Below are 23,734 nucleotides of genomic sequence, written 5' to 3' on the forward strand. Positions count from 1 at the left end.
GCCCCACGCCATGGACTCCACACCGCCGTTCGCTCCACACCTCTACTTCTGCGACGCCCGCCTCGTCGGGCCGCTCGACGCATGGCCGCAGACCTTCGCGCATATCGCCGGGATGGGCTTCGATCACGTGCTGGTCGGTGCGTTCTGGGCCGCGAGCGTCGCCGGCTTTCCGCGCCACGTGGCCGATTTCCGGCGGCCGGCCCAGTCGTTCGCGACACGCGCGAGCGCGCTCGAAACCTTCTCGCGCCTCGCGCAACTGGCGAAGGGCCACGGGCTGCGCCTGCTGCTCGAAGTCGTGCCCGATCGCATCGCGCGCGAGAACCCGCTGCGCGCCGAGCATCCTGACTGGTACGTCGAGCGCACGCACGACGACGCGTTGATCGACCCGCGCGGCACCGCGCACGCGCTGGACATCGCGCATGCGAACGCCGGCGACGAAGCGGTGCGCGACGCGCTGTCGGCATGGTGGTGCGCGCATCTCGCGACGTTCGCCGACGCGGGCGCGGCCGGCTTCCTGATCGACGCGCCGCATCATCTGCCGGCCGACTGGTGGCCGGGCTGGCGCGCGGCGCTGCGCCGTGCGCGCCCGGACGTCGCGGTGCTCGCGGGTGTACCCGGCCATGCGCGCGACGCGCTCGTGCAGCTCGAAGCCGCCGGGTTCGACGCGGTGTTTTCATCGGTGCGCTGGTGGGATCTGCGCGCGCCGTGGTTCGCGGACGAACACCGGCTGCTGCGGCGCATCGGCGCGCCGATCGCATTTCCCGATGCGCCCGATGGCCCGCGTCTCGCCGACGACTGGCCCGACGCGCCGGACGATACCGTCGCCCGCGCGTATCGGCGCGCGCTGTGGACGGCGGCGGCCGTCGGCACCGGCTGGCTCGTGCCGATGGGTTTCGAACGCGGCGTGACAGTGCCGCTGATGGCGCGCGACGCGGATGCCGTGCGCTACCGCGCCGCATTCGAGCACGCGCGTTTCGACCTGTCGGGCGCGCTCGCCGATGCGAACGCGTGGCGCCGCGCGACACCCGTCGCGGCGGCGCGCGGCGAGATCGTGCAACTGAGCGCGCCGGGCGCGGGCGCGACCGCGCTGCTGCGCGGCACCGGCCCGTCGCTCGAACACGACGACGCGGCGTTGCTGATCGCCTTGAATCCCGATCTCGACGCGCCCGCCACGATCGACCCCGCGACGATCCTGCCCGGCGTACCGGGCGGCTTCACGCGCGTCGCCACGCAGGACGGCGCGCACACGCAACCGCCGGCCGCGCTCGAGCCGTTCACGCTCGCGCCCGGCGCGTACGCGCTGCTGCATGCGTGGCGGGCGCCACCCGTCACGGCGCGCGCCGACGCCGCCCGCGAGCGCACCGCGCTGTCGGCGGCGCTCGCGGCCGACCGGATCGCGATCGAGCGCGTCGAACCGTCGGTCGACGACGGCCGCTTCGCGATCAAGCGCGTGATCGGCGAGCCGCTCGTCGTGAGCGCATCGATCTTCACGGACGGGCACGCGCATCTGGCGGCCGTGCTGCAGTGGCGCGCCGCCGATGGCGACGAATGGCGCGAAGTGCCGTTCGAAGCCGAGCCGAACGACCGCTGGCGCGCCTGCGTCACGCTCGACCGGCTCGGCCGCCATGAATTCCGCGTGGTCGCGTGGCGCGACGACTGGGCGTCGCTCGTCACCGACATCGCGAAGAAGCGCGCGGCCGGCCAGGACGTGACGCTGGAGGTGCGCGAAGCGCAACTGCTGCTCGCGACCGCGCTGAAGCGCGCCGAGCCGGCCGATCCACGCGCGCTCGCGCAGATGAAACGGCTCATCGAGGCGCTCAAGGACGCGTCGCCCGACGACCGCCTCGCACTGATCGGCGGGCCCGCGCTCGCCGACGCGTTCGCGGCGCTGCGCTACCGCCCGTTCGTCACGCACGACGCGACGGTCTACCCGGTCGACGTCGAACGCCGCAAGGCGCGTTTCTCGAGCTGGTACGAGATGTTTCCGCGCTCGGCCAGCGACGATCCGCACCGGCACGGCACGTTCGACGACGTGATCGCGCATTTGCCGCGCATCCGCGACATGGGTTTCGACGTACTGTATTTCCCGCCGATCCACCCGATCGGCACGTCCGCGCGCAAGGGTCGCAACAACAGCCTGAGCGCCGGCCCCGACGACGTCGGCAGCCCGTACGCGATCGGCTCGCCCGACGGCGGCCACACGGCCGTGCATCCGCAGCTCGGCACGCTCGACTCGTTCCGCGCGCTGGTCGACGCCGCGCGCGGGCACGGGCTCGAGATCGCGCTCGATTTCGCGATCCAGTGCTCGCCCGACCATCCGTGGCTCTCGGCGCATCCGGGCTGGTTCGCGTGGCGGCCCGACGGCTCGCTGCGCTTCGCGGAAAATCCGCCGAAGCGCTATCAGGACATCGTGAACCCCGATTTCTACGCGCCGGACGCGCTGCCCGACCTGTGGCTCGCGCTACGCGACGCGGTGCTGTTCTGGGTCGATGCGGGCGTGCGGATTTTCCGCGTCGACAACCCGCACACGAAGCCGCTGCCGTTCTGGGCGTGGATGATCGACGAGGTGCGCGGCCGGCATCCGGACGTCGTGTTCCTGTCCGAGGCGTTCACCCGGCCGGGGATGATGTACCGGCTCGCGAAGGTCGGCTTCTCGCAGTCGTACACGTACTTCACGTGGCGCGAGTCGAAGCGCGACTTCATCGACTACCTGACCGAGCTGACGGCCGGGCCCGCGCGCGAATTCTTCCGGCCGAACTTCTTCGTCAACACGCCCGACATCAACCCGCGCCACCTGCAGAACGCGCCGCGCTCGCAGTTCGTGATCCGCGCGGCACTCGCGGCGACGCTGGCCGGCTCGTGGGGCCTGTACTCGGGCTTCGAGCTCGGCGAATCGGCGCCGCTGCCGGACAGCGAGGAATACGCGGATGCGGAGAAATACGAGCTGCGCGCGCGCGACTGGAGCAAGGCCGCGCACATCGGCACGGAAATCGCGCGGCTGAACCGCGCGCGGCGCGATCACCCGGCGCTGCAGACGCATCTCGGTCTCACGTTCGTCGACGCGGACAACGACTCCGTGCTCGTGTTCATGAAGGCGACGCCCGCGTTCGACAGCGTGGTGATCGTCGCGATCAGTCTCGACCCGTGGCATCCGCAGGCCGCGAACTTCACGCTCGACGCGGCGCTGTGGCGCGGCCTCGGGCTCGCCGACGGCGAACCGCTCGATGCGCTCGAACAGGACGCCGCGCACGCGCAAACCTGGCGCGGCCATCGCCAGTACGTGTCGCTCGATCCGCACGTGCGGCCGTACGCAATCTGGCGGCTCGCGCCGTCTCCGGGCGCCACGCGGGCGGCGGCGCCCGAACCGGATCCCGCCCGCCGCCCTTCGGGAGCGCATGCATGATGAAACGCGAAGATTCCCTCGACGACGTGCGCCGCGCGCAATTCCCGTCGCTCGCGCCGGCCGGCACGCCGCGCCGGCGCCGTGCGCGCCGCCGCGAACCCGCGCTCTGTGCGGACGATCCGCTGTGGTACAAGGATGCGATCATCTACCAGGTGCACGTGAAGTCGTTCTTCGACTCGAACAACGACGGCATCGGCGATTTCCCCGGCCTGATCGCGAAGCTCGACTACATCGCCGAACTCGGCGTCGACACGATCTGGCTGCTGCCCTTCTATCCGTCGCCGCGCCGCGACGACGGCTACGACATCGCCGACTACCGCGACGTGCATCCCGACTACGGCACGCTGGCCGACGTACGGCGCTTCATCCGCGAAGCGCATGCGCGCGGCATCCGCGTGATCGCCGAACTGGTGATCAACCACACGTCGGACCAGCACCCGTGGTTCCAGCGCGCCCGCCGCGCGAAGCCGGGCTCCACGCATCGCGACTACTACGTGTGGTCCGACACCGACACGAAATACACGGGCACGCGGATCATCTTCCTGGATACCGAAACGTCGAACTGGACGCACGACCCGGTGGCCGGCCAGTACTACTGGCACCGCTTCTATTCGCACCAGCCGGACCTGAACTTCGACAACCCGGCCGTCGTGCGCGAAGTGATCCAGGTGATGCGCTTCTGGCTCGATCTCGGCATCGACGGGCTGCGGCTCGACGCGGTGCCGTACCTGGTCGAACGCGAAGGCACGAACAACGAGAACCTGCCGGAGACGCACGCGATCCTGAAGCGGATCCGCGCGACGATCGACGCCGAGTATCCGAACCGGATGCTGCTCGCGGAAGCGAACCAGTGGCCGGAAGACGTGCAGGAGTACTTCGGCAACGAGGACGAATGCCACATGGCGTTCCACTTTCCGTTGATGCCGCGCATCTACATGTCGATCGCGAGCGAGGACCGCTTTCCGATCCTCGACATCATGCGGCAAACGCCGGCGCTCGCGCCGAGCAACCAGTGGGCGGTATTCCTGCGCAACCACGACGAGCTGACGCTCGAGATGGTCACCGATTCGGAGCGCGACCTGCTGTGGCAGACCTATGCGAGCGACCGCCGCGCGCGGCTGAACCTCGGCATCCGGCGCCGGCTCGCGCCGCTGATGGAGCGCGACCGGCGCCGCATCGAGCTGATCAATTCGCTGCTGCTGTCGATGCCCGGCACGCCGGTGATCTACTACGGCGACGAGCTCGGGATGGGCGACAACATCCACCTCGGCGATCGCGACGGCGTGCGCACGCCGATGCAGTGGTCGTCGGACCGCAACGGCGGCTTCTCGCGCGCCGATCCCGAACTCCTGGTGCTGCCGCCGGTGATGGGCTCGCTGTACGGCTATGACGCGATCAACGTCGAGGCGCAGACGCGCGACCCGCATTCGCTGCTGAACTGGACGCGGCGCATCCTCGCGACGCGCCGCGCGTCGCAGGCGTTCGGGCGCGGCACGATCCGCTTCCTGCGCCCGGAGAACCGCAAGGTGCTCGCGTACCTGCGCGAGCTGGACGGCCACGAGCCGGTGCTGTGCGTCGCGAACCTGTCGCGCGCGTCGCAGGCGGTCGAGCTCGACCTGTCCGAATTCGCGGGGCGCGTGCCGATCGAGATGACGTCCGATTCGCCGTTTCCGCCGATCGGCCAGCTCCCGTATCTCCTCACCTTCCCGCCCTACGGGTTCCTGTGGTTCGTGCTCGCCGAGCACGGCCGCGAGCCGTCGTGGCGGCAACCGCACGCGGAGCCGCTGCCCGAATACGTGACGCTCGTGATGCGGCGCGGCGATACGCGGCCGGACGTATCGCAACTGCATGCGCTCGCGCACGATGCGCTCGCATCGTGGCTCGCGCGGCGGCGCTGGTTCGCGTCGAAGGATCGCAAGATCGGCGACGCGTGGCTGAACGTCGTCACGCCGATTCCGGACGAGCCGTTCCAGTACGCGGAGGCGTGGGTGTCGGCGAGCGACGGCGGCGTCGAACGCTACGTGGTGCCGCTCGCGACCGCGTGGGGCGGCGAGACGTCCCATCCGCTGTTCGCGCAACTGGCGCTCGCGCGCGTGCGGCGCGGCCATACGGTCGGCTACCTGACCGACGCGTTCGCGCTGCCGGCGTTCGCGCGCGGGATGCTGCGCAAGCTGCGCGACGGCGCGACGGTGCCGATGTCCGACGGCGGCCAACTCACCTTTCTGCCGGAGGACGCGCTCGCCGGGCTGGACCCGGGCGACGACGCGGAAGTGCGCTGGCTCGCGGCCGAGCAGAGCAACAGCTCGCTCGTGATCGGCGACGCGATCGTGCTGAAGCTGGTGCGCAAGGTCGCGCACGGCATTCATCCGGAAGCCGAAATGAGCCGGCACCTGACGCGCATCGGCTATGCGAACACCGCGACGCTCGCCGGCGAAGTCGTGCACGTCGATCCGGACGGCACGCCGCACACGGTCGCGATCCTGCAACGCTATGTCGACAACCAGGGCGACGCGTGGACGCGTTCGTTCGATTTCCTGCGGCGCGCGATCGACGAACTCGCGCTACCGGCCGCGGACGAAGGCGAGGCCGCCGAAACGGGCGAGGAGCCCGATGCGCTGCTCGGCTACGCGGCGTTCGCGGGCATCATCGGCACGCGGCTCGGCCAGTTGCACGTCGCGCTCGCGCAGCCGTCCGACGATCCCGCGTTCGCGCCGGAACGCGCGACGCCCGAACACGTCGACGGCTGGTGCGTGGACGCGATCGCGTCGTTCGAGCGCGCGCTCGACGTGCTGCGCACGCGGCTCGATGCGCTCGATCCGGCCACCCGCGCGTCGGCCGACGCGCTGCTCGCGTCGCGCGACGCGGCCGTCGAGGCGCTCGGCGAACTCGTGCCGCGCACGCTCGATGCGCAATGCACGCGGATTCACGGCGATTTCCATCTGGGCCAGGTGCTCGACGTGCAGGGCGACGCGCTGCTGATCGACTTCGAAGGCGAACCGGCGCGCGCGCTCGAGCGGCGTCGCGCGAAATCGCATCCGCTGCGCGACGTGGCCGGCCTGCTGCGCTCGCTGTCGTACGTGAGCGCGACCGCGCAATTCGCGATCGAAAAAGCGCCGCCGCAAGCGGCCGGCCGCAAGCGCGCGCTGTTCGACCGCTTCGGGCAGGCGGCCGCCGACCGCTTCGTCGAATGCTATCGCGCGGCGGCCGACCTCGCGCCCGCGCGTTTCGTCGATCCGCACTACGCGGATCGCCTGCTCGCGCTGTTCCTGATCGACAAGGCGTCGTACGAGCTGTGCTACGAAGCCGCGAACCGGCCCGACTGGCTGAGCGTGCCGGTCGGCGGGCTCGCGGCGCTGGTCGACCGGCTGCTCGGCGACGGCGTGCTGCCCGACGACGGAGGAAACCCATGACCGACACGCTGTTCGAACGCGCCGATATCGATGCGCTGCTCGCCGGCCGCCATCCCGACCCGTTCGCTTGCCTCGGCCCGCACGAACAGGCCGACCAGGTCGTCGTGCGGGCGCTGCTGCCCGGTGCCGAGCGCGTGCGCGCGCTGTCGCCGGACGGCGCCGAACTCGGCGCGCTCGCGTGCGTCGACCGCGCCGGCTGCTTCGCGGGGACAATCGCGCGCAACGGCGGCACGCCGCACTATTTGCTCGCGATCGACTGGCCGAACGCACATCAGGTGACCGACGACGCGTATGCGTTCGGCACGCTGCTCGACGAAGCGGCGCTTGCGCGCTTCTCGGCCGGCGACCCCGAAGCCGTGCTCGACTGCCTCGGCGCGACGCCGGTGCGCATCGACGATACCGACGGCGTGCGTTTCGCGGTCTGGGCGCCGAACGCGCAGCGCGTATCGGTGGTCGGCGATTTCAACGGATGGGACGGGCGCCGCCATCCGATGCGGCTGCGGCGGCCGTCGGGCGTGTGGGAACTGTTCGTGCCGGGCATCGGCCCGGGCGAACGCTACAAGTACGAGCTGCGCGCGGCCGACGGGCGCGTGCTGCCGCACAAGGCCGATCCGTGCGCGCGGGCGACCGAGGCGCCGCCGCGCACGGCGTCGGTGGTCGCCGACGTCGCGGCGCTCCACGCGTTCGCATGGCACGACGACGGCTGGATGCATGCGCGGCCGCGCCACGACGACCGCTACCGCGTGCCGTGGTCGATCTACGAGGTCCATCCGGAATCGTGGCAGCGCATCCCCGAACAGATGGACCGCAGCGCGACGTGGGACGAGCTCGCCGAGCGGCTGATTCCGTACGTGAAGGGAATGGGCTTCACGCACGTCGAATTCATGCCGATCGCCGAATACCCGTTCGGCGGCTCGTGGGGCTACCAGCCGCTCGCGCAGTTCGCGCCGTCCGCGCGCTTCGGGCCGGTCGACGGTTTCGCGCGCTTCGTCGATCGCGCGCATGCGGCCGGCATCGGCGTGCTCGTCGACTGGGTGCCCGCGCATTTTCCGAACGATGCGCACGGGCTCGCGCAATTCGACGGCAGCGCGCTGTACGAGCATGCCGATCCGCGCGAGGGCATGCATCCCGACTGGAACACCTGCGTGTTCAACGTCGGGCGCACCGAGGTCAGCGCATTCCTGGTGGCGTCGGCGCTCGCGTGGGCGCGCCGCTATCACGTCGACGGCATCCGCGTCGACGCGGTCGCGTCGATGCTGTACCGCGACTATTCGCGCAAGGAAGGCGAATGGGTGCCGAACGTATACGGCGGCCGCGAGAACCTCGAATCGGTCGCGTTCCTGCGCCGGCTGAACGACACGCTGCACGGTGATGCCGCGCCGGCCGGCGTCGTCACCGTCGCGGAGGAATCGACCGCGTGGCCGGGCGTCACCGCGCCGACCGCCGACGGCGGGCTCGGCTTCGACTTCAAGTGGAACATGGGCTGGATGCACGACACGCTCGCGTACCTGCACGAAGACCCGATCCACCGCCGCTATCACCACGACCGGATGACGTTCGGGCTCGTGTACGCGTTCTCGGAACGCTTCGTGCTGCCGCTGTCGCACGACGAGGTCGTGCACGGCAAGGGCTCGCTCGTCGCGAAGATGCCCGGCGACGCGTGGCAGCGGCTCGCGACGCTGCGCGCGTATTTCGGGTTCATGTGGGCGCATCCCGGCAAGAAGCTGCTGTTCATGGGCAGCGAATTCGCGCAATGGGCGGAGTTCGCGCACGATGCGACGCCGCACTGGGACTTGCTCGACGCGCCCGCGCATCGCGGCGTGCAGCGGCTCGTGCGCGACCTGAACCGCACGTATGCGGCCGAACCGGCGCTGCATGCGCTCGACTGCCACGCGGCCGGCTTCTCCTGGCTGATCGGCGACGACCGCGACAACAGCGTGTTCGCATTCGCGCGCCGCGACGACGCGGGGCATCTGGTCGTCGCGGTCTGCAACTTCACGCCCGTGCCTCGCGCCGGGTATCGGCTCGGGCTGCCCGCGCCGGGTCATTGGCGAGAACTGATGAACACCGATGCCGCGTCGTACGGCGGCACCAACGCCGGCAACGACGGCGCCGTGTGGGCCGAAGCCGTGCCCGCGCACGGCGAGGCGTGGTCGGCGACCTTGCGCCTGCCGCCGCTCGCGACGCTGTGGTTGACACCTGCCTGACTGCTCCCGCCCTCGACACGGAGATACGCCCCATGCCGACCGCCCTGCCCGACCGTCTCGAACCCGGCCGCAGCTATCCGCTCGGCGCGACCTGGGACGGCCTCGGGACCAACTTCGCGGTGTTTTCCGCGCACGCGCACCGGATTCAGCTGTGCGTGTTCGATCCGACCGGCCGCAAGGAACTCGCGCGCCTCGACCTGCCCGAATGCACCGACGAGGTGTGGCACGGCTACCTGCCGAACGCGCATCCGGGCACCGTGTACGGGTTCCGCGCGGACGGCCCGTACCAGCCGCAGCACGGCCATCGCTTCAATCCGACCAAGCTGCTGCTCGACCCGTACGCACGCAAGCTGGTCGGCCAGTTCCGCTGGTCGGACGCACTGTTCGGCTATCGCGTGCATTCGAACCGGTCCGACCTGTCGATGGACCGCCGCGATTCGGCGCCGGCAATGCCGAAAGCCGTGGTCGTCGACGAGGCGTTCGACTGGAGCAACGACCGCCGCCCGAACGTGCCGTGGCGCAGCACCGTGATCTACGAGACCCACGTGCGCGGCGCGTCGATGCGCCGCGCCGGGTTGCGCCCGCCGGAGCGCGGCACGTTCGCGTCGCTCGCGCATCCGGCGTTCGTCGATCACCTGCTGTCGATCGGCGTGACGACGGTCGAGCTGCTGCCGATCCACGCGTTCCTGCAGCAGCGCGAACTCGTGAAGCGCGGGCTGCGCAACTACTGGGGCTACGACACGGCCGCGTTCTTCGCGCCGGAGCCGTCGTATCTGACGACGCGGCGGCTCGACGAAATGCGCATCGCGGTGCGCCAGCTCCATGCGGCCGGCATCGAGGTCGTGCTCGACGTCGTCTACAACCACACGTGCGAAGGCAACCAGCTCGGGCCCACGCTGTCGTGGCGCGGCCTCGACAACGCGAGCTATTACCGGCTGCGGCCCGACGATCCGCGTTACCACGTCGACGAAACCGGCTGCGGCAACACGCTGAACATGTCGCATCCGCGCGTCGTGCAGATGGTGATGGATTCGCTGCGCTACTGGGCGAGCGCGTTCAACATCGACGGCTTCCGCTTCGATCTCGGCGTGACGCTCGGCCGCGAGGATCACGGCTTCGAGCCCGGCGCGGGGTTCTTCGACGCGTTGCGGCAGGACCCGGTGCTCGCGCAGCGCAAGCTGATCACCGAGCCGTGGGATCTCGGCCCCGGCGGCTATCAGCTCGGCCGCCATCCGCCCGGCTTCGCCGAATGGAACGACCGGTTTCGCGACACCGTGCGGCGCTTCTGGCGCGGCGACGCGGGGCAGCGCCCGGAACTGGCCGCGCGCCTGTCGGGCTCGGCCGACCTGTTCAATCACGGGCGGCGCCGCACGTGGGCATCGGTCAATTTCGTCACCGCGCACGACGGCTTCACGCTGGCCGACCTCGTGTCGTATGCGGGCAAGCACAACGACGCGAACGGCGAAGACAACCGCGACGGCCGCGACGACAACTGCAGCGCGAACTGGGGCGCCGAAGGGCCGACCGACGACGCGGCGATCCGCGACGTGCGCCGGCGCGTCGCGCGCTCGATGCTCGCGACGCTGTTTACCGCGCTCGGCACGCCGATGCTCGTGGCCGGCGACGAATTCGGCCGCACGCAGCAGGGCAACAACAACGCGTATTGCCAGGATAACGAACTGTCGTGGCTCGACTGGGACCTGGCGCACAGCGACGAAGGCGTGCAGATGACCCGCTTCGTGTCGCGGCTCGCCGCGCTGCGGCGCATGTATCCGGTGATGTCGGCGCCGCGTTATCCGTCGGGCGACCGCGACGGCGCACCGGGCATGCGCGAGATCGGCTGGTTCGACGAACGCGGCGACGCGCTGACCGTCCCCGCGTGGGAAGACGGCGAACGCCGCGCGCTGACGATGCGGCGCGTCGGCACCGGCCGCACCGGACGCACCGAAGCATTGCTCGTGATGCTGAACGCGTCGGCCGAGACCATCACGTTCATGCCGCCCGCGCCCGTGCTCGATTACCGGATCCTGCTCGACACCGCGACGCCCGACGCCGGCCCGCGCTCGTGGCCGCAAGCCGGGCTCGACGTCGCCGCGCATGCGGCCGTGATCGCGGTCGCGGCCGTGCCACCCGACCTGTCTTCGTGAGGAGCCGCCATGACGTCCCGTTCCGCCCATCCGCCCGGCACGCACGCGTACGCGTCGTCGTTCGGCGCGACCTGCATCGATGCGGACCGCACGCGCTTCCGGCTGTGGGCGCCCGCGAGCCGCACGGCCGCCGTCGAACTGCAGGACGCAGGCGGCCGTGCAATCCCGATGACGCCGGCCGGCGACGGCTGGTTCGAGACGGTCGCGCCGTGCGGCCCCGGCACGCTGTACCGTTACCTGCTCGACGACGCGCTCGCGGTGGCCGATCCCGCGTCGCGCTTCCAGCCGTATGACGTGCTGGGCCCGAGCCAGGTCGTCGATCCGGCCGCGTACCGCTGGCGCAACGACGCGTGGCGTGGCCGTCCGTGGCACGAGACGGTGCTGTACGAGCTGCACGTCGGCGCATGCGGCGGCTACGCGGCCGTCGAGCGGCGGCTGCCGGCGATCGCCGAACTCGGCGTGACCGCGGTCGAGCTGATGCCCGTCAATGCATTCCCCGGCGCGCGCAACTGGGGCTACGACGGCGTGCTGCCGTTCGCGCCCGACGCGTCGTACGGGCGGCCCGAGGAACTGAAATCGCTGGTCGACACCGCGCACGGGCTCGGGATGCAGGTGTTCCTCGACGTCGTGTACAACCACTTCGGCCCCGAAGGCAACCTGCTGCCGCGCTACGCGCCGGACTTCTTCCGCTCGGACCGGCAGACCGCGTGGGGGCCGGCGATCGACTTCTCCCGCCCGCAGACGAGCACGTTCTTCATCGACAACGCGCTGTACTGGCTCGACGAATACCGTTTCGACGGGCTGCGCATCGACGCCGCGCATGCGATCGACGACGACGCGTGGCTGCGCGAACTCGCGCGCCGTGTGCGCGCGCACGCGGGCGACGCACGCCACGTGCATCTCGTGCTGGAGAACGAGCGCAATACCGCGAGCCTGCTCGGCCCCGACGGCTTCGACGCGCAATGGAACGACGACTTCCACAACAGCGCGCACGTGCTGCTGACCGGCGAGCGCGACGGCTACTACCGCGCGTACGCGGATGCCCCGCTGCGTCATTTCGCGCGCACGCTCGGCGAAGGCTTCGCGTACCAGGGCGAACCGTCGCCGCTGCACGACGGCGCGGCGCGCGGCGAGCCGAGCGCGCACCTGCCGCCGACCGCGTTCGTCGTGTTCCTGCAGAACCACGACCAGATCGGCAACCGCGCGTTCGGCGAACGGCTGCGCGCGCTCGCGAACGACGACGCGGTGCGCGCGGCCACCGCGCTGATGCTGCTCGCGCCGTCGATCCCGCTGCTGTTCATGGGCGAGGAAGACGGCAGCACGCAGCCGTTCCAGTTCTTCACCGACTATCGCGGCGCGCTCGCCGACGCGGTGCGCGAAGGCCGGCGTCGCGAATTCGCCGCGTTTCCCGCGTTCGCCGACGCCGCGCATCGCGACGCGATTCCCGACCCGAACGACATCGCGACGTTCGTGCGCTCGTCGTCGCACCATCCACCCGACGAGTCGTGGCCCGACGCGGCCGCGTGGCGGCGCTTCTACCGCAGCGCGCTGGCCGTGCGCGCGGCGCTCGTGACGCCGCACCTGGCCGATGCGCGCTCGCTCGGCGTCGACCTGCTCGCGGGCGACGGCGACCCGCCCGCGCTGGTCGCGCGCTGGCGCCTCGGCGACGGCAGCACGCTGACGATCGCGCTGAATCTCGGCTCGCACGACGCGACGCTGCCCGCGCTGCCGGTCGGCAAGATCGTGTTCGAGACGCCGCCGCGTGCGCGCGACCGGCTGCCCGGCGGGCACGTGCCGCCGCGCGCGTGCGTCGCGTGGCGCGACGGTGCGGTCAACCACGATGCGCGGCAGCACCGCGCGAACGGACGGAGCCCGTCATGACGACTGACGTCCCGATCGCGGCGCTCGCCCGCGCGGCCGGCCTGGAACCCGACTGGACCGACGCGGGCGGCGTCGCGCGACGCGTGGCCGACGACGCGCTCGTCGCGCTCGTCGATGCGCTCGGCTGGCCATGCGGCACCGCGATCCAGCGGGTCGACAGCGCGGCGGCGCTCGCCGATGCGAAGGCGTCCTCGCCGCGCGTCGTGACCGGCGACGCCGGCCAGCCGCTGACGCTGCCCGCGACCGTCGCGGCGCCGGGCGCGCGCTTCCGGATCTCGCTCGAAACCGGCGGGCACGTGGACGGTCGCGTGGGCGGCACGGGCGAACACGGCACGCTGCCGCCGCTCGCGATGCCCGGCTATCACGCGCTCGACATCGGCGAGCAGCGTATCGGGCTCGCGATCGCGCCGCCGCGGGCGCTACCGTTCGACGCGATCGCGCGCGCCCATGACGCGAACCGCCGCTGGGGCATCGCGGCGCAGCTCTACAGCCTGCGCCGCACCGGCGACGACGGCGCGGGCGACTACACGGCGCTCGCGCGGCTCGCCGCGCAGGCGGCGCGCCACGGCGCGCAGGCGGTGGCGATCAGCCCGACGCACGCCGGCTATCCGGCGCTTCCCGCGCACGACAGCCCGTATTCGCCGTCGTCGCGACGCTGGCACAACGTCGCTTATCTCGACAGCGACGCGGTGCCGGGCGCCGAAGCCGCGCATCGCGCGTCCGCCGGCGCGGCCGATGCCGCGCTGATCGACTGGCCTCGCGTGCTGCCCGCGAAGCTGCGCCGTCTGCGTGCGTGCTTCGACGCATGGCGCGCCAGCGACGACCCGTCGCGCGATACGTACCAGCGTTTTCGTGCGGCGGGCGGCGCGGCGCTCGACGCGCATGCGCGCTTCGACGCGCTGCAGGCGTTCTGCATCGAGCACGGGATCGGCGCGGACTGGCGGCAGTGGCCCGCGCAATGGCGCATGCCGGGATCGGCGGAAGTCGACGCGTTCGCGCACGCGCATGCCGACACGATCGCGTTCCACACGTTCCTGCAATGGTGCGCGTCGTGCGCGCTCGGCGACGCGCAGCACGCGGCGCGCGGCGCGGGCATGGCGACCGGGCTGATCGCCGATCTCGCGGTCGGCTCCGATCAGGCCGGCAGCGACGCGTGGGCGCACGGCACGACGCTGCTGCGCGGCGTATCGCTCGGCGCGCCGCCCGACCTGTTCAATGCGGCCGGCCAGGCATGGGGCGTGACGACGTGGACGCCCGACGCGCTGCGCGCGGACGGCTTCATGCCGTTCATCGAGCTGCTGCGCGCGGCGTTCGCGCATGCGGGCGGCATCCGCATCGATCACGTGCTCGGCTTCGCGCGGATGTGGATCGTGCCGGACGGCGGCTCGCCGCGCAGCGGCGCGTACCTGCGCTATCCGCTCGACGATCTGGTGCGGCTCGTCGCGCTCGAAGCCGCCCGCCATCGCGCGATCGCGATCGGCGAGGATCTCGGCACCGTGCCGGCCGGGTTGCGCGAACGGCTCGGCGCGCAAGGTGTCGCGGGCATGCGCGTGCTGTGGTTCGAGCGCGACGCGAATGGCGCGTTCCGGCCGCCGTCCGCGTGGGATCGGGACGCGATCGCGATGACGTCGACGCACGATTTGCCGACCGTGGCCGGCTGGTGGCGCGGCGTCGATCTCGGGTGGCGGCGCGTCGCGGCCGAGGCCGACGCCGCGAAGCGGCGTGACGAAGCGCAACCGCGCGATGTCGCCGCCCCGGCGCCGGACGATGCGAGCGCGCACGATTCGGACGAGATCGTGCAAAGCATGGCGTTCGGACACGACACCGTGCCGCGCACCGATTCGAATCACGCGACGCCTCCCCCGCCTGAACTGCTGGCCGCTCATGCGGAACGCGCGACCGAGCGCGCCGCGCTGTGGCACGCGCTGCAGCACGCTGGCTGCGCGCCGGCCGGCGCCGCGGTGCCGCCGGCCGACATGCCGCCGGTGAACGGGATCCTGGCCTACGTCGCGAGCAGCCCGTCGCCGCTCGCGCTGCTGCCGCTCGAGGATCTGCTCGCGCTCGACGCGCAGCCGAACCTGCCGGGGCCGCCATGCGGCCATCCGAACTGGCGGCAGCGGTTGCCGCGCACGATCGACGCGTTGTTCGACGCCGACGTGCGCGCGCGCATCGCCGCCGTCGTGCAGGCGCGCCGCACGGGGAGGCACGGCCCATGACCCCACGCGCGACGCTGCGACTGCAGCTGCATGCGGGCTTCACGTTCGACGACGCGGCTGCGCACGCCGACTACTTCGCGCGGCTCGGCGTCAGCCACCTGTACCTGTCGCCGGTGTCGACGGCCGAGCCCGGCTCGCTGCACGGCTACGACAGTGTCGACTATGGCGCGCTCAGCGTGGAACTCGGCGGCGAAGCCGGCTTCATGCGGCTCGTCGATGCGCTGCGCGCCCGCGGCCTCGGCATCGTCATCGACATCGTGCCGAACCACATGGGCGTCGGCGGCTCGTCGAACGGCTGGTGGAACGACGTGCTCGAATGGGGGCCGGCGAGCCCCTACGCGCGCTATTTCGACATCGACTGGCATCCGCCCGACGCGGCGCTCGACGGCAAGGTGCTGCTCCCGTGCCTCGGCGCGCCGTACGGCGAGGCGCTCGCGGCCGGCGACATCACGCTGCGCGCCGATGCGGCCGCGGGCCGCTTCTACATCGCGTGCCCGGGGCGGCGGCTGCCGGTTGCCGCCGCCACCTATGCGGACATTCTTCGCATCGCGAATCGCGCGGACCTGAACGCGCTCGCGGAGCGCTTCGACGTCGCGCCGGTCCGCGACAGCGCGCGGCTGGCCGCCGCCCATGCGGCGCTGCGCGACCATGCGGCCGCGCACGGCCCGCATGCGCTCGACGCGGTATTGCGCGGCGCCGATCCGCGCCGCGCACGCTCGCGCGCGTGCCTGCATCACTTGCTCGAACGCCAGCACTACCGGCTCGCCTGGTGGCGCACGGCCGCCGACGAACTGAACTGGCGGCGCTTCTTCGACATCGCGACGCTCGCGGCCGTGCGCGTCGAAGACGAGGCGGTGTTCGACGCCGTGCATGCGCTGCCGCTGCGCCTCCATGCGGCCGGGCTCGTCGACGGCGTGCGCGTCGATCACGTCGATGGCCTCGCCGATCCGCGCGCGTATTGCCGCCGGTTGCACGCGCGGCTCGCCGCGCAGCGCGACGCGCGGCCATACATCGTCGTCGAGAAGATCCTCGCGCCCGGCGAAGCGCTGCGCAGCGACTGGGCCGTCGACGGCACCACCGGCTACGACTTCATGAACGACGTCGGCGCGCTGCTGCACGACCCGGCCGGCGCCGAGCCGCTCGCCGCGCACTGGGCGGCCGTATCGGGTTCCGCGCGCACGTTCGCGCAGGAAGCGCTCGACGGCAAGCGGCGCGTGCTGATGCGCCAGCTCGCCGTCGAGCATGCACGGGTCGCGCGGTTGCTGCACGGAATCGCACGGACGTCGCCCGCGACGCGCGACGTCAGCCTGATCGCGATCCGGCGCGTGCTCGGCGAACTCGCAATCCGGCTGCCCGTGTACCGGATGTATCCGGCGCGGGGCGCCGAACCGGCCGACACCGACCTCCGCGTGCTCGCGCACGCGTACGACGGTGCTTACGCGGCGGTCGATCCGGCCGACCGGTTCGCGCTCGAGCACGTCGCCGCGTGGCTCGGCTTGCCGGTGGTGCGCGTGCCGCGCGTGGACGCCGATGCACTGGTCGCGGCGCGTGTCGCGTTCGCGCAGCTCACCGCGCCGCTGGCCGCGAAGGGCGTCGAGGATACGGCCAACTATCGCTACGGCCGGCTGCTGTCGCGCAACGAGGTCGGCGCCGACGCCAGCGACTTCAGCCTGTCGCGCGGCGCGTTCCATGCACGCAACCGGCGCCGTGCGCGCACCGTGCCGCATGGGCTCCTCGCGACGGCCACGCACGACCACAAGCGCGGCGAGGACGCGCGGGCGCGGCTCGCGGTGCTCAGCGAAGTGCCCGATGTGTGGCGCGCGGTGTCGCTCGACTGGTCGGCGCTGAACCTGCCGCATCGCGGCGGTGCGCACCGCGACCTCGCGTGGACGCCGGGCCCGGCCGCCGAGGCGATGCTGGTCCAGACGCTCGTCGGCTGCTGGCCGCCGGCGCTCGCCCCCGACGATGCGGCCGGCCTCGACGCGCTCGCGACGCGCGTCGTGCAATGGCAGACGAAGGCGCTGCGCGAGGCGAAGCAGTACACCGACTGGCTCGCGCCCGAGCCGGACTACGAGCAAGGTTGCGAAGCATTCGTCCGCGCGATCCTGACGCCGCGCGGCGCGGGCGATTTTGCGCATCGGCTGCATGCGTTCGTCGCACGGATCGCGCCGGCCGGCGTCGTCAACAGCCTGACCCAAACGGCGCTGCGGATCGCGTCGCCCGGCGTGCCCGATCTCTATCAAGGTACCGAGTCATGGGATCACTCGCTCGTCGACCCGGACAACCGGCGCGACGTGCCGTTCGCGACGCTGGCGACCGTATCGGTCGACGGCCCGGTGGCGTCGTATCTGCCGGTGTGGCCCGATGCGCGGGTGAAGCGCGCGCTGATCGAGCGGATGCTGGCGCTGCGTGCGCGATGGCCGGCGACGTTTGCGCACGGTGCGTACGTGCCGCTGCGGGTGCGTGGGAAGCTCGCGCGGCACGCGGTGGCGTTCGCGCGCTGCGATGACGCGGCTACCGTGGTGGTGATCGCAACTCGGCTCGCGTGCCGGTTGCTCGGCGAAGCGCCCGCGTTGCCGCGCGTGGAGCCTGCGCAGTGGGGCGACACGGCGGTCGTGCTGCCGCGCGGCGTCGAAGGACCGTGGATCGACGGGTTGAATGCGCGCGACGCGATCGATGCGCCGGAAGGGGTGCTGGCGGTTGATCGCTGCCTGGCCGAGTTGCCCGTGGCGGTGCTGGTTGCTGGACGGTCGAATCAGGATCGTCCCGGACACGCTCGCGCCCGGTAGCCCCCTCGGTCGTCGCCACCTAAGGAATGGAGACTCATAGCCCACTTAAAGGGGTCGAAACAATTTCGGACGGATGTCGTGTCCACACCGCCCGTCTGTGGCTCGGGGATAATCGAATTTATGCAAAACAGGCCGCGTATAATCGTTTTTGTACATCCGTAATCGATTTGCGCACAAAACCGACGTTTCTAATCGATTTTGAGCAGAGCCTGAGCCGACTGACAGGAGCCTCCCCATGCCCGAATTGCCCGACGATCCGATTGGCGGCGCGTGGTTAATCGCGAACTGCGACGTTGCGCCCATGGCTCGGCCTCCCGTACTCAGTCGCATCGGGAGCCGACGAGCCACCGAAATCGTCGACGGCTATCGACTCGAAACCTACCCGGAACTCATGCGTCCGTCGGATGACTTCGCCGCCCATCTCCAGTTTCATCTGCGTCACGAGATCCCGCAACTGGAGCTTCTCACGCGCTTGTTCAAGAAATCGGGCCCCAGTGCCATCCAGGCGTGGATCGACGCCGAGCCGACCGGTCAGTATGCCCGTCGCGCCGCTTTTCTTTACGAATGGCTCATCGATGACCACCTGAGTGTTCCCGAGCGACTGGGCGGCAACTACGTCGACGTCCTCGACGACACCAAGATCGTCACCTCGTCCCGCAACCACGTTCTGAGAAATGCCCGGTGGCGGGTGAACGACAACCTGCCGGGTACGCGCTACTTCTGCCCGACGCTCGTCAAGACTGCAGCTTTCATGGAGGCCGCCGCGCTTGACGTGCCGCGTCTCTTCGCCGATCTGGCAAAGGAGTTCGGCGAGGATTTGCTGATGCGTGCGGCAACCTGGATGACATTGCGGGAAAGCAAGGCCAGTTTTGCCATCGAGGGAGAGGCTGACCACACCACTCGTATCCAGCGCTTCGCCGACGTCATGGCCCGACGTACCGCTCAGGGCGAACAACCGTTGACAGATGCCGCCGCTGCCGAACTGCAGCGGGAAATCCTCGGCGAGCGAACCACGCTCACGCATTTCGGCTTCCGGCAATCGCCCGTATTCGTCGGAGAGACCATACGCTTTAGCGAAGTCGTCCGCTACGTGGCGCCTGGACAAGACGATGTTCCCGCAATGCTCGACGGACTTCGCGCATTCCTGGAGCGCACTACCGGGCAATCCCCGGTGCTGCGCAGCACGGTCGCAGCCTTCGGTTTCGTCTATGTTCATCCATTAGCGGACGGAAACGGCCGCGTCCATCGCTTCCTGATCAACGATGTCCTGCGCCGGGACGGCGCCATTCCCGCGCCGGTGATCCTTCCCGTTTCCGCGGTGATCATGGACGACGCCGGCGAACGTCGTGGATACGACAGCGTACTGGATCAGGCGTCCGTACTCCTGATGGAACAAGTGCGCGACAACATATCGTTCACAGCGGCCCAGACGTCTTATCCGGACGGTGTCGTATCCAATTTCGCGTTTGACGGCGCCGAACGGGCAAGGCCTCTATGGCGGTATCCGGATCTGAGTCCGCATGTGCAATATCTGGCCAACATCATCCGGCGCACGCTAACCGAACACATGCGCGAGGAGTCGCGCTATTTGCGAAGCCACACGCTGGCTCGGCAGGCGCTCAAGGAAATCGTCGAAATGCCGGATCATCAAGCCGACCGGGTACTACGATCGCTCGAGCAAAACAACGGACAACTCAGCAACGTCCTCGCGAAGGAAATGCCTGTCCTGCAACGACCCGGTATTTGGCCCGCTATCGTTGATGCGGTTTCTGCGGCATTTCGCGACGGTGAATCGGTCGATGTCGCGATTGCCGACCGTTACCGGCCCGAACGGCCGGCGGGCCAGTAAATACCCGACCTCACGACCACTCTTCCGGCGGCATCTCGCCGCGATCGTCCTCCCACAGCGGTTTCCCCGCGTCTTCTTCACGGCTCGGTGTCACCGGCCCGTTTCCGCTTGCGCTGCGATCACCGCGCTCGCCGCGCCGCGCGCCGTCGCGCGGCGCCGCCGCATGCGGTCGTGCTCGCACACGCGTCGGCGTCACGGTTCGCTGCCCGCTGCGGCGACGCCCGTCCGTCGATTCCGCATCGTTCGTCTGTCGTGCATTCGAAGCCGTAGCCATATTTCTCTCCTGAGTCATTGGAAAAAACGGTCGCCCACGCGCAGCAATTTCGGTGCCGCGCGCCGGGCAAGCGTCTTGCTCCATCGCTTCGCCCCCTAACCATTTCGGAGGAGACGATGCCGACGAATCGCAACGCGCCGCCCGCCACACGCCGCCGCCTCGGCGGATGGATGGCCAGCGAGGAAGCGCACATGGCCGCGTTCCGCGAAAAAATCGCGAACGAGGCACGCGCGCATGCCGGCGAGCGCCTGCGCACGCCGGCCGTGCAGGAACTCGCGCGGCTGTTCGACGACAACGCGGTGCTGCGCATGAGCCTGACGCGCGCGATCGACGAAGCGCTCGAATCGGGATACCGGCTCGGCTACGCATCGATCGGCGAGCTGATGACCGTGCTCGACCATCTGATGACGTACACGCCGCCGTTCAGCGAGGACAGCCTGATCGTGTGCCCGCTGAACGCGTTCTTCGACTGGCCGATGTGCATGCCGTCGGGCCACGCGGTGTTTCGCGACGCGGCCGTCAATACGCAGTTGAAGCGCGTATTGAACGCATGGTGCGACTTCCTCGGCGGCCCGCATTCGCGTGCGCATCTCGACACGTCGCCGCCCGACGGCTGGTTCTGCGACGAAGCGCGCAAGCGCCTCGGGCTGTCGCAGTTCCAGTATCGCGAAGACCAGCCGCACGGGGGCTTCGATTCGTGGAACGACTTCTTCACGCGGCGCTTTCGCGACGGCGCGCGTCCAGTCGCTGCGCCCGACGATCCGCACGTGATCGTCAGCGCGTGCGAGGCCTCGCCGTATCACACCGAAACGAACGTGAAGCTGCGCGACAACTTCTGGATCAAGGCGCAGCCGTACTCGCTGCGCGACCTCTTCACGCCCGCGTGGCTGTCGCTCGCCGAGCGATTCGTCGGCGGCGACGTCTACCAGGCCTACCTCAGCGCGTACAACTACCATCGCTGGCATGCGCCGGTGCGTGGGGTGGTCACCCACGCGTATCGCGTAGACGGCGCCTATTATTCGGTCGCCGAAGCGGAAGGCCCGGACCCGGCCGGGCTCAACGACTCGCAGGGCTACATGACGACGGTCGCCGCGCGCGCGGTGGTCGCGATCTCGAGCGACGATCCCGGCATCGGCACGGTAGCCGCCGTGTTCGTCGGGATGGGCGACGTGTCGTCGTGCGTGATCGACGTCATGCCGGGGCAGCGCGTCGACAAGGGCGACGAGATCGGCTATTTCCAGTTCGGCGGCTCGACCTACTGTCTGCTCTTCGAGGCCGGCGTGATCGATCGCTTCCTGTACGCGCCGCCGTTCGAAGGCCAGCCGCCCGTCGTGCAGGTCAATGCGCCCGTCGCGATCGCGCGGTGAGCGGCGCGTGCGGCCCGGTGCGTCACGCTTCCGTGGTGTCGAACCGGGCCCCGTCATGCCGCTGCACGCAGCGCAGGACCGACAGTCCGTCGGCGGTCAGCGCCGGGCGGTGTGCGCCCGATGCGTCGTCATGCTGCAGCACGATCAACTGTTGCTCGACAAGCGCGACAACGTCGTCGCGGTCGATCTGGATCTGTTCCGGTGCGTGATGCGCCAGGAACAGCGCGGCAAATTCATGGGCGGTCAGCATGCTCGTTTCCCCGTTGGCGGCGACGCGCGACGCGACACCGGCGTCGCATCGGCAGCCGGCGCGAAGCGTGCGCCGGCGACGTTACGGGCATGCAGGGACCGTGCCAACAGTGGGCATTCAACCGGTGGTCGTGCGACGCCCGCGCCGCGCGATCTGGCACCGCACGGCGCGTTCGAGCCGCTGCAAAGTTTTCAACGGCATGTAATGGGTAACGACAAGCAACCGGGCGGCAACGGCGGGCGCCGGATACCTCCGATGAAACCCGCCTGACGCAGGCCGGTTGCGGGCCGCGCGCGTGGCGGAATGCGACCCCGCTCAGGGCTCCCGCGAGCGAAACAACCCCGCTCGCGCACGCCCGCCCGGCGCACGGAAATACCCGCTGTGCAGCACCACGTCGTGGTTGCCGCTCGCCAGCACGTCCGCGCACGCGGCTTCGATACGCGCACGGCCGCGCTCGAACGCGTCGCGCAGGTCGGCCTCCAGCGCGGAGTGCGCGCCAAAATGATCTTCCAGCGCCTCCACCGTAATCGCGCAGGCCTGCGGCGCCCCGTCCACGTCGACGACGAAGCGCAACTGCAGCGCCGCGCCGTCGAACGTCGGCGGTTCGTCGGTCAGCGTCACGGAGCGTGGGGAATCTGCCGGCATCGGCTCATACCCTCCGCGCCGCGAGACGCTCGACCAGCGCGCCGTTGAACGCGGGCAGATCGGCCGGCTTGCGGCTCGTGATCAGGTTGCCGTCGCGCACGACTTCCTCGTCGACCCACTTGCCGCCCGCGTGACGGATGTCGTCCTGCAGGCTCGGCCAGCTCGTCATCGTCTTGCCCTCGACGAGCCCGGCCGACACCAGCAGCCAGCCGCCGTGGCAGATCGCCGCGATCGGCTTGCCGGCGCCGACGGCCGCCGTCACGAATTCGCGCGCGGCCGGCACCATCCGGATCGCATCGCCGTTGATGACGCCGCCCGGCAGCACGACCGCGTCGTAATCGCCTTCGCGCGCATCGTCGAACGTGCGGTCGACCTTCACGCGCTCGCCCTTGTCGACGTGCCGGAAACCCTGGATCTCGCCGCGCTGCTGCGAAATCACGTCCACCTGCGCGCCTTCTGCCGCGAGCGCGCGCTGCGGTTCGACCAGCTCGGCTTCCTCGAAGCCGTCGACCGCGAGAATCGCTACCTTGCAATGATCCAACCTGCCGCTCATGAATGCCTCCGTGGATAGGGATAGGGATGGAGGTGGCACACGTCGTGCCGTTGCCCGTCACGCAGCAATCGCCGTTCCGCCGCGGGAGCCTTCGCCCGTCGGCCCCGCCGTTCCGTGCGTCGCGCGGGACAACGGGGGAACGACCCGCGATCGATGGCGGCCACCCGCGAATGGCGGGATCGGTCGCTGTACGTCGCCGCGCGCCCGGCTGCAAAGATTTCAACGGGATGTAATGCGACGCCGTGGCGCCCCCGTACGCCGATCCGGCGCGATTACTGCAGATGACGCGCGGCGTCGAGCATCGCGTCGGTCAGCTCGACCGTCAGCGTCAGGTGTTCGTCGCCGGTATCGGGCAATTGCTCGAGCGTCTGCTGCACGGCGTCGTGCAGCATCGCGTGCACGCGCATCCGTGCGCCTTCGTCGAGATCCGCGTAGCGTTCCATCGTCGAGCATTCGAGCGCGAGCACGACCGAGTGCCGGGCCGCCTCCGGCGGCGCCTCGACGGCGTTCGCCCACGCCGCGTGGAACATGACCCTGCCCGTTTCGACGTCCACGTGGACCGTCGTGTCGAGATCGTCCACGTCGCTTGCATCGCCGTCGATCTCGTCCTGCTCCAGGAAAATCCGGGAATTCGATTGCATGATGTCCTCCTGCGTGGTGGCGGCGCGCCCATCCGGGGAAACCGCGCCGCCATCGCGCCGTGCCGGCCGCGCCGGCACGACACCGTCAATAACCGCTGGAAC

At 70.3% G+C, this 23,734-nt stretch carries 13 protein-coding genes; 9 read left to right on the forward strand and 4 right to left on the reverse strand.

What is annotated here, in order from left to right:
* Positions 1-10: 10 nt before the first annotated feature.
* From A9Z05_RS04190 to A9Z05_RS04235, 9 genes are all read left to right on the forward strand, one after another.
* The gene (locus A9Z05_RS04190; protein WP_069616995.1) at positions 11-3,403 is read left to right on the forward strand and encodes a maltotransferase domain-containing protein; all 3,393 of its coding nucleotides are present in this window, start codon (positions 11-13) and stop codon (positions 3,401-3,403) included.
* Positions 3,403-6,813, forward strand: a complete 3,411-nt coding sequence (gene treS / locus A9Z05_RS04195) for a maltose alpha-D-glucosyltransferase (protein ID WP_069617022.1) — start codon at positions 3,403-3,405, stop codon at positions 6,811-6,813. Before A9Z05_RS04190 ends, treS begins: the two co-directional genes overlap by 1 nt.
* Positions 6,810-9,020: a 1,4-alpha-glucan branching protein GlgB gene (gene glgB, locus A9Z05_RS04200; RefSeq protein ID WP_069616996.1), complete on the forward strand. Its 2,211-nt coding sequence runs from the start codon at positions 6,810-6,812 to the stop codon at positions 9,018-9,020. The genes treS and glgB overlap by 4 nt, the downstream gene beginning before the upstream one ends.
* A gap of 32 nt (positions 9,021-9,052) precedes the next feature.
* Positions 9,053-11,167 carry a glycogen debranching protein GlgX gene (gene glgX, locus A9Z05_RS04205; RefSeq protein ID WP_069616997.1) on the forward strand — a complete coding sequence of 705 codons (2,115 nt, stop codon included), beginning with the start codon at positions 9,053-9,055 and terminating at the stop codon, positions 11,165-11,167.
* Positions 11,168-11,176: 9 nt separating this feature from the next.
* Positions 11,177-13,048, forward strand: a complete 1,872-nt coding sequence (treZ, locus tag A9Z05_RS04210) for a malto-oligosyltrehalose trehalohydrolase (protein ID WP_069616998.1) — start codon at positions 11,177-11,179, stop codon at positions 13,046-13,048.
* On the forward strand, positions 13,045-15,264 hold the full coding sequence (malQ, locus tag A9Z05_RS04215; RefSeq protein WP_069616999.1) for a 4-alpha-glucanotransferase: 2,220 nt from the start codon (positions 13,045-13,047) through the stop codon (positions 15,262-15,264). Before treZ ends, malQ begins: the two co-directional genes overlap by 4 nt.
* Positions 15,261-18,053, forward strand: a complete 2,793-nt coding sequence (gene treY / locus A9Z05_RS04220) for a malto-oligosyltrehalose synthase (RefSeq protein ID WP_069617000.1) — start codon at positions 15,261-15,263, stop codon at positions 18,051-18,053. Before malQ ends, treY begins: the two co-directional genes overlap by 4 nt.
* A 235-nt stretch (positions 18,054-18,288) precedes the next feature.
* Positions 18,289-19,902 carry a Fic family protein gene (locus A9Z05_RS04225; protein ID WP_069617001.1) on the forward strand — a complete coding sequence of 538 codons (1,614 nt, stop codon included), beginning with the start codon at positions 18,289-18,291 and terminating at the stop codon, positions 19,900-19,902.
* A gap of 390 nt (positions 19,903-20,292) precedes the next feature.
* Positions 20,293-21,543, forward strand: coding sequence for a phosphatidylserine decarboxylase family protein (locus A9Z05_RS04235; protein ID WP_069617003.1), 1,251 nt, complete (start codon positions 20,293-20,295; stop codon positions 21,541-21,543).
* Between the two features lie 22 nt (positions 21,544-21,565).
* Here the strand turns inward: A9Z05_RS04235 and A9Z05_RS04240 are convergent, their stop codons facing one another.
* The 4 genes from A9Z05_RS04240 to A9Z05_RS04255 all read right to left on the reverse strand — a co-directional run bounded on the left by A9Z05_RS04240 (position 21,566) and on the right by A9Z05_RS04255 (position 23,632).
* Positions 21,566-21,793 carry a hypothetical protein gene (locus tag A9Z05_RS04240; RefSeq protein WP_069617004.1) on the reverse strand — a complete coding sequence of 76 codons (228 nt, stop codon included), beginning with the start codon at positions 21,791-21,793 and terminating at the stop codon, positions 21,566-21,568.
* Positions 21,794-22,108: 315 nt separating this feature from the next.
* The gene (locus tag A9Z05_RS04245) at positions 22,109-22,438 is read right to left on the reverse strand and encodes a DUF1488 domain-containing protein (protein ID WP_069617005.1); all 330 of its coding nucleotides are present in this window, start codon (positions 22,436-22,438) and stop codon (positions 22,109-22,111) included.
* A gap of 4 nt (positions 22,439-22,442) precedes the next feature.
* A complete protein-coding gene (locus A9Z05_RS04250) occupies positions 22,443-22,991 on the reverse strand; it encodes a type 1 glutamine amidotransferase domain-containing protein (protein ID WP_069617006.1) in 549 nt (182 codons plus the stop codon).
* Between the two features lie 272 nt (positions 22,992-23,263).
* A complete protein-coding gene (locus A9Z05_RS04255) occupies positions 23,264-23,632 on the reverse strand; it encodes a DUF3022 domain-containing protein (RefSeq protein ID WP_069617007.1) in 369 nt (122 codons plus the stop codon).
* Positions 23,633-23,734 lie beyond the last annotated feature (102 nt).

This window comes from Burkholderia sp. A2, assembly GCF_001729305.1.
Classification (GTDB): domain Bacteria; phylum Pseudomonadota; class Gammaproteobacteria; order Burkholderiales; family Burkholderiaceae; genus Burkholderia; species Burkholderia sola.

Coding starts and splice junctions, on each gene's coding strand:
- A9Z05_RS04240 (WP_069617004.1), bottom strand. CDS start 21,793: ATGCTGACCGCCCATGAATTTGCCGCGCTGTTCCTGGCGCATCACGCA.
- glgB (WP_069616996.1), top strand. CDS start 6,810: ATGACCGACACGCTGTTCGAACGCGCCGATATCGATGCGCTGCTCGCC.
- malQ (WP_069616999.1), top strand. CDS start 13,045: ATGACGACTGACGTCCCGATCGCGGCGCTCGCCCGCGCGGCCGGCCTG.
- A9Z05_RS04250 (WP_069617006.1), bottom strand. CDS start 22,991: ATGAGCGGCAGGTTGGATCATTGCAAGGTAGCGATTCTCGCGGTCGAC.
- A9Z05_RS04255 (WP_069617007.1), bottom strand. CDS start 23,632: ATGCAATCGAATTCCCGGATTTTCCTGGAGCAGGACGAGATCGACGGC.
- A9Z05_RS04190 (WP_069616995.1), top strand. CDS start 11: ATGGACTCCACACCGCCGTTCGCTCCACACCTCTACTTCTGCGACGCC.
- treS (WP_069617022.1), top strand. CDS start 3,403: ATGAAACGCGAAGATTCCCTCGACGACGTGCGCCGCGCGCAATTCCCG.
- A9Z05_RS04225 (WP_069617001.1), top strand. CDS start 18,289: ATGCCCGAATTGCCCGACGATCCGATTGGCGGCGCGTGGTTAATCGCG.
- A9Z05_RS04235 (WP_069617003.1), top strand. CDS start 20,293: ATGCCGACGAATCGCAACGCGCCGCCCGCCACACGCCGCCGCCTCGGC.
- treY (WP_069617000.1), top strand. CDS start 15,261: ATGACCCCACGCGCGACGCTGCGACTGCAGCTGCATGCGGGCTTCACG.
- glgX (WP_069616997.1), top strand. CDS start 9,053: ATGCCGACCGCCCTGCCCGACCGTCTCGAACCCGGCCGCAGCTATCCG.
- A9Z05_RS04245 (WP_069617005.1), bottom strand. CDS start 22,438: ATGCCGGCAGATTCCCCACGCTCCGTGACGCTGACCGACGAACCGCCG.
- treZ (WP_069616998.1), top strand. CDS start 11,177: ATGACGTCCCGTTCCGCCCATCCGCCCGGCACGCACGCGTACGCGTCG.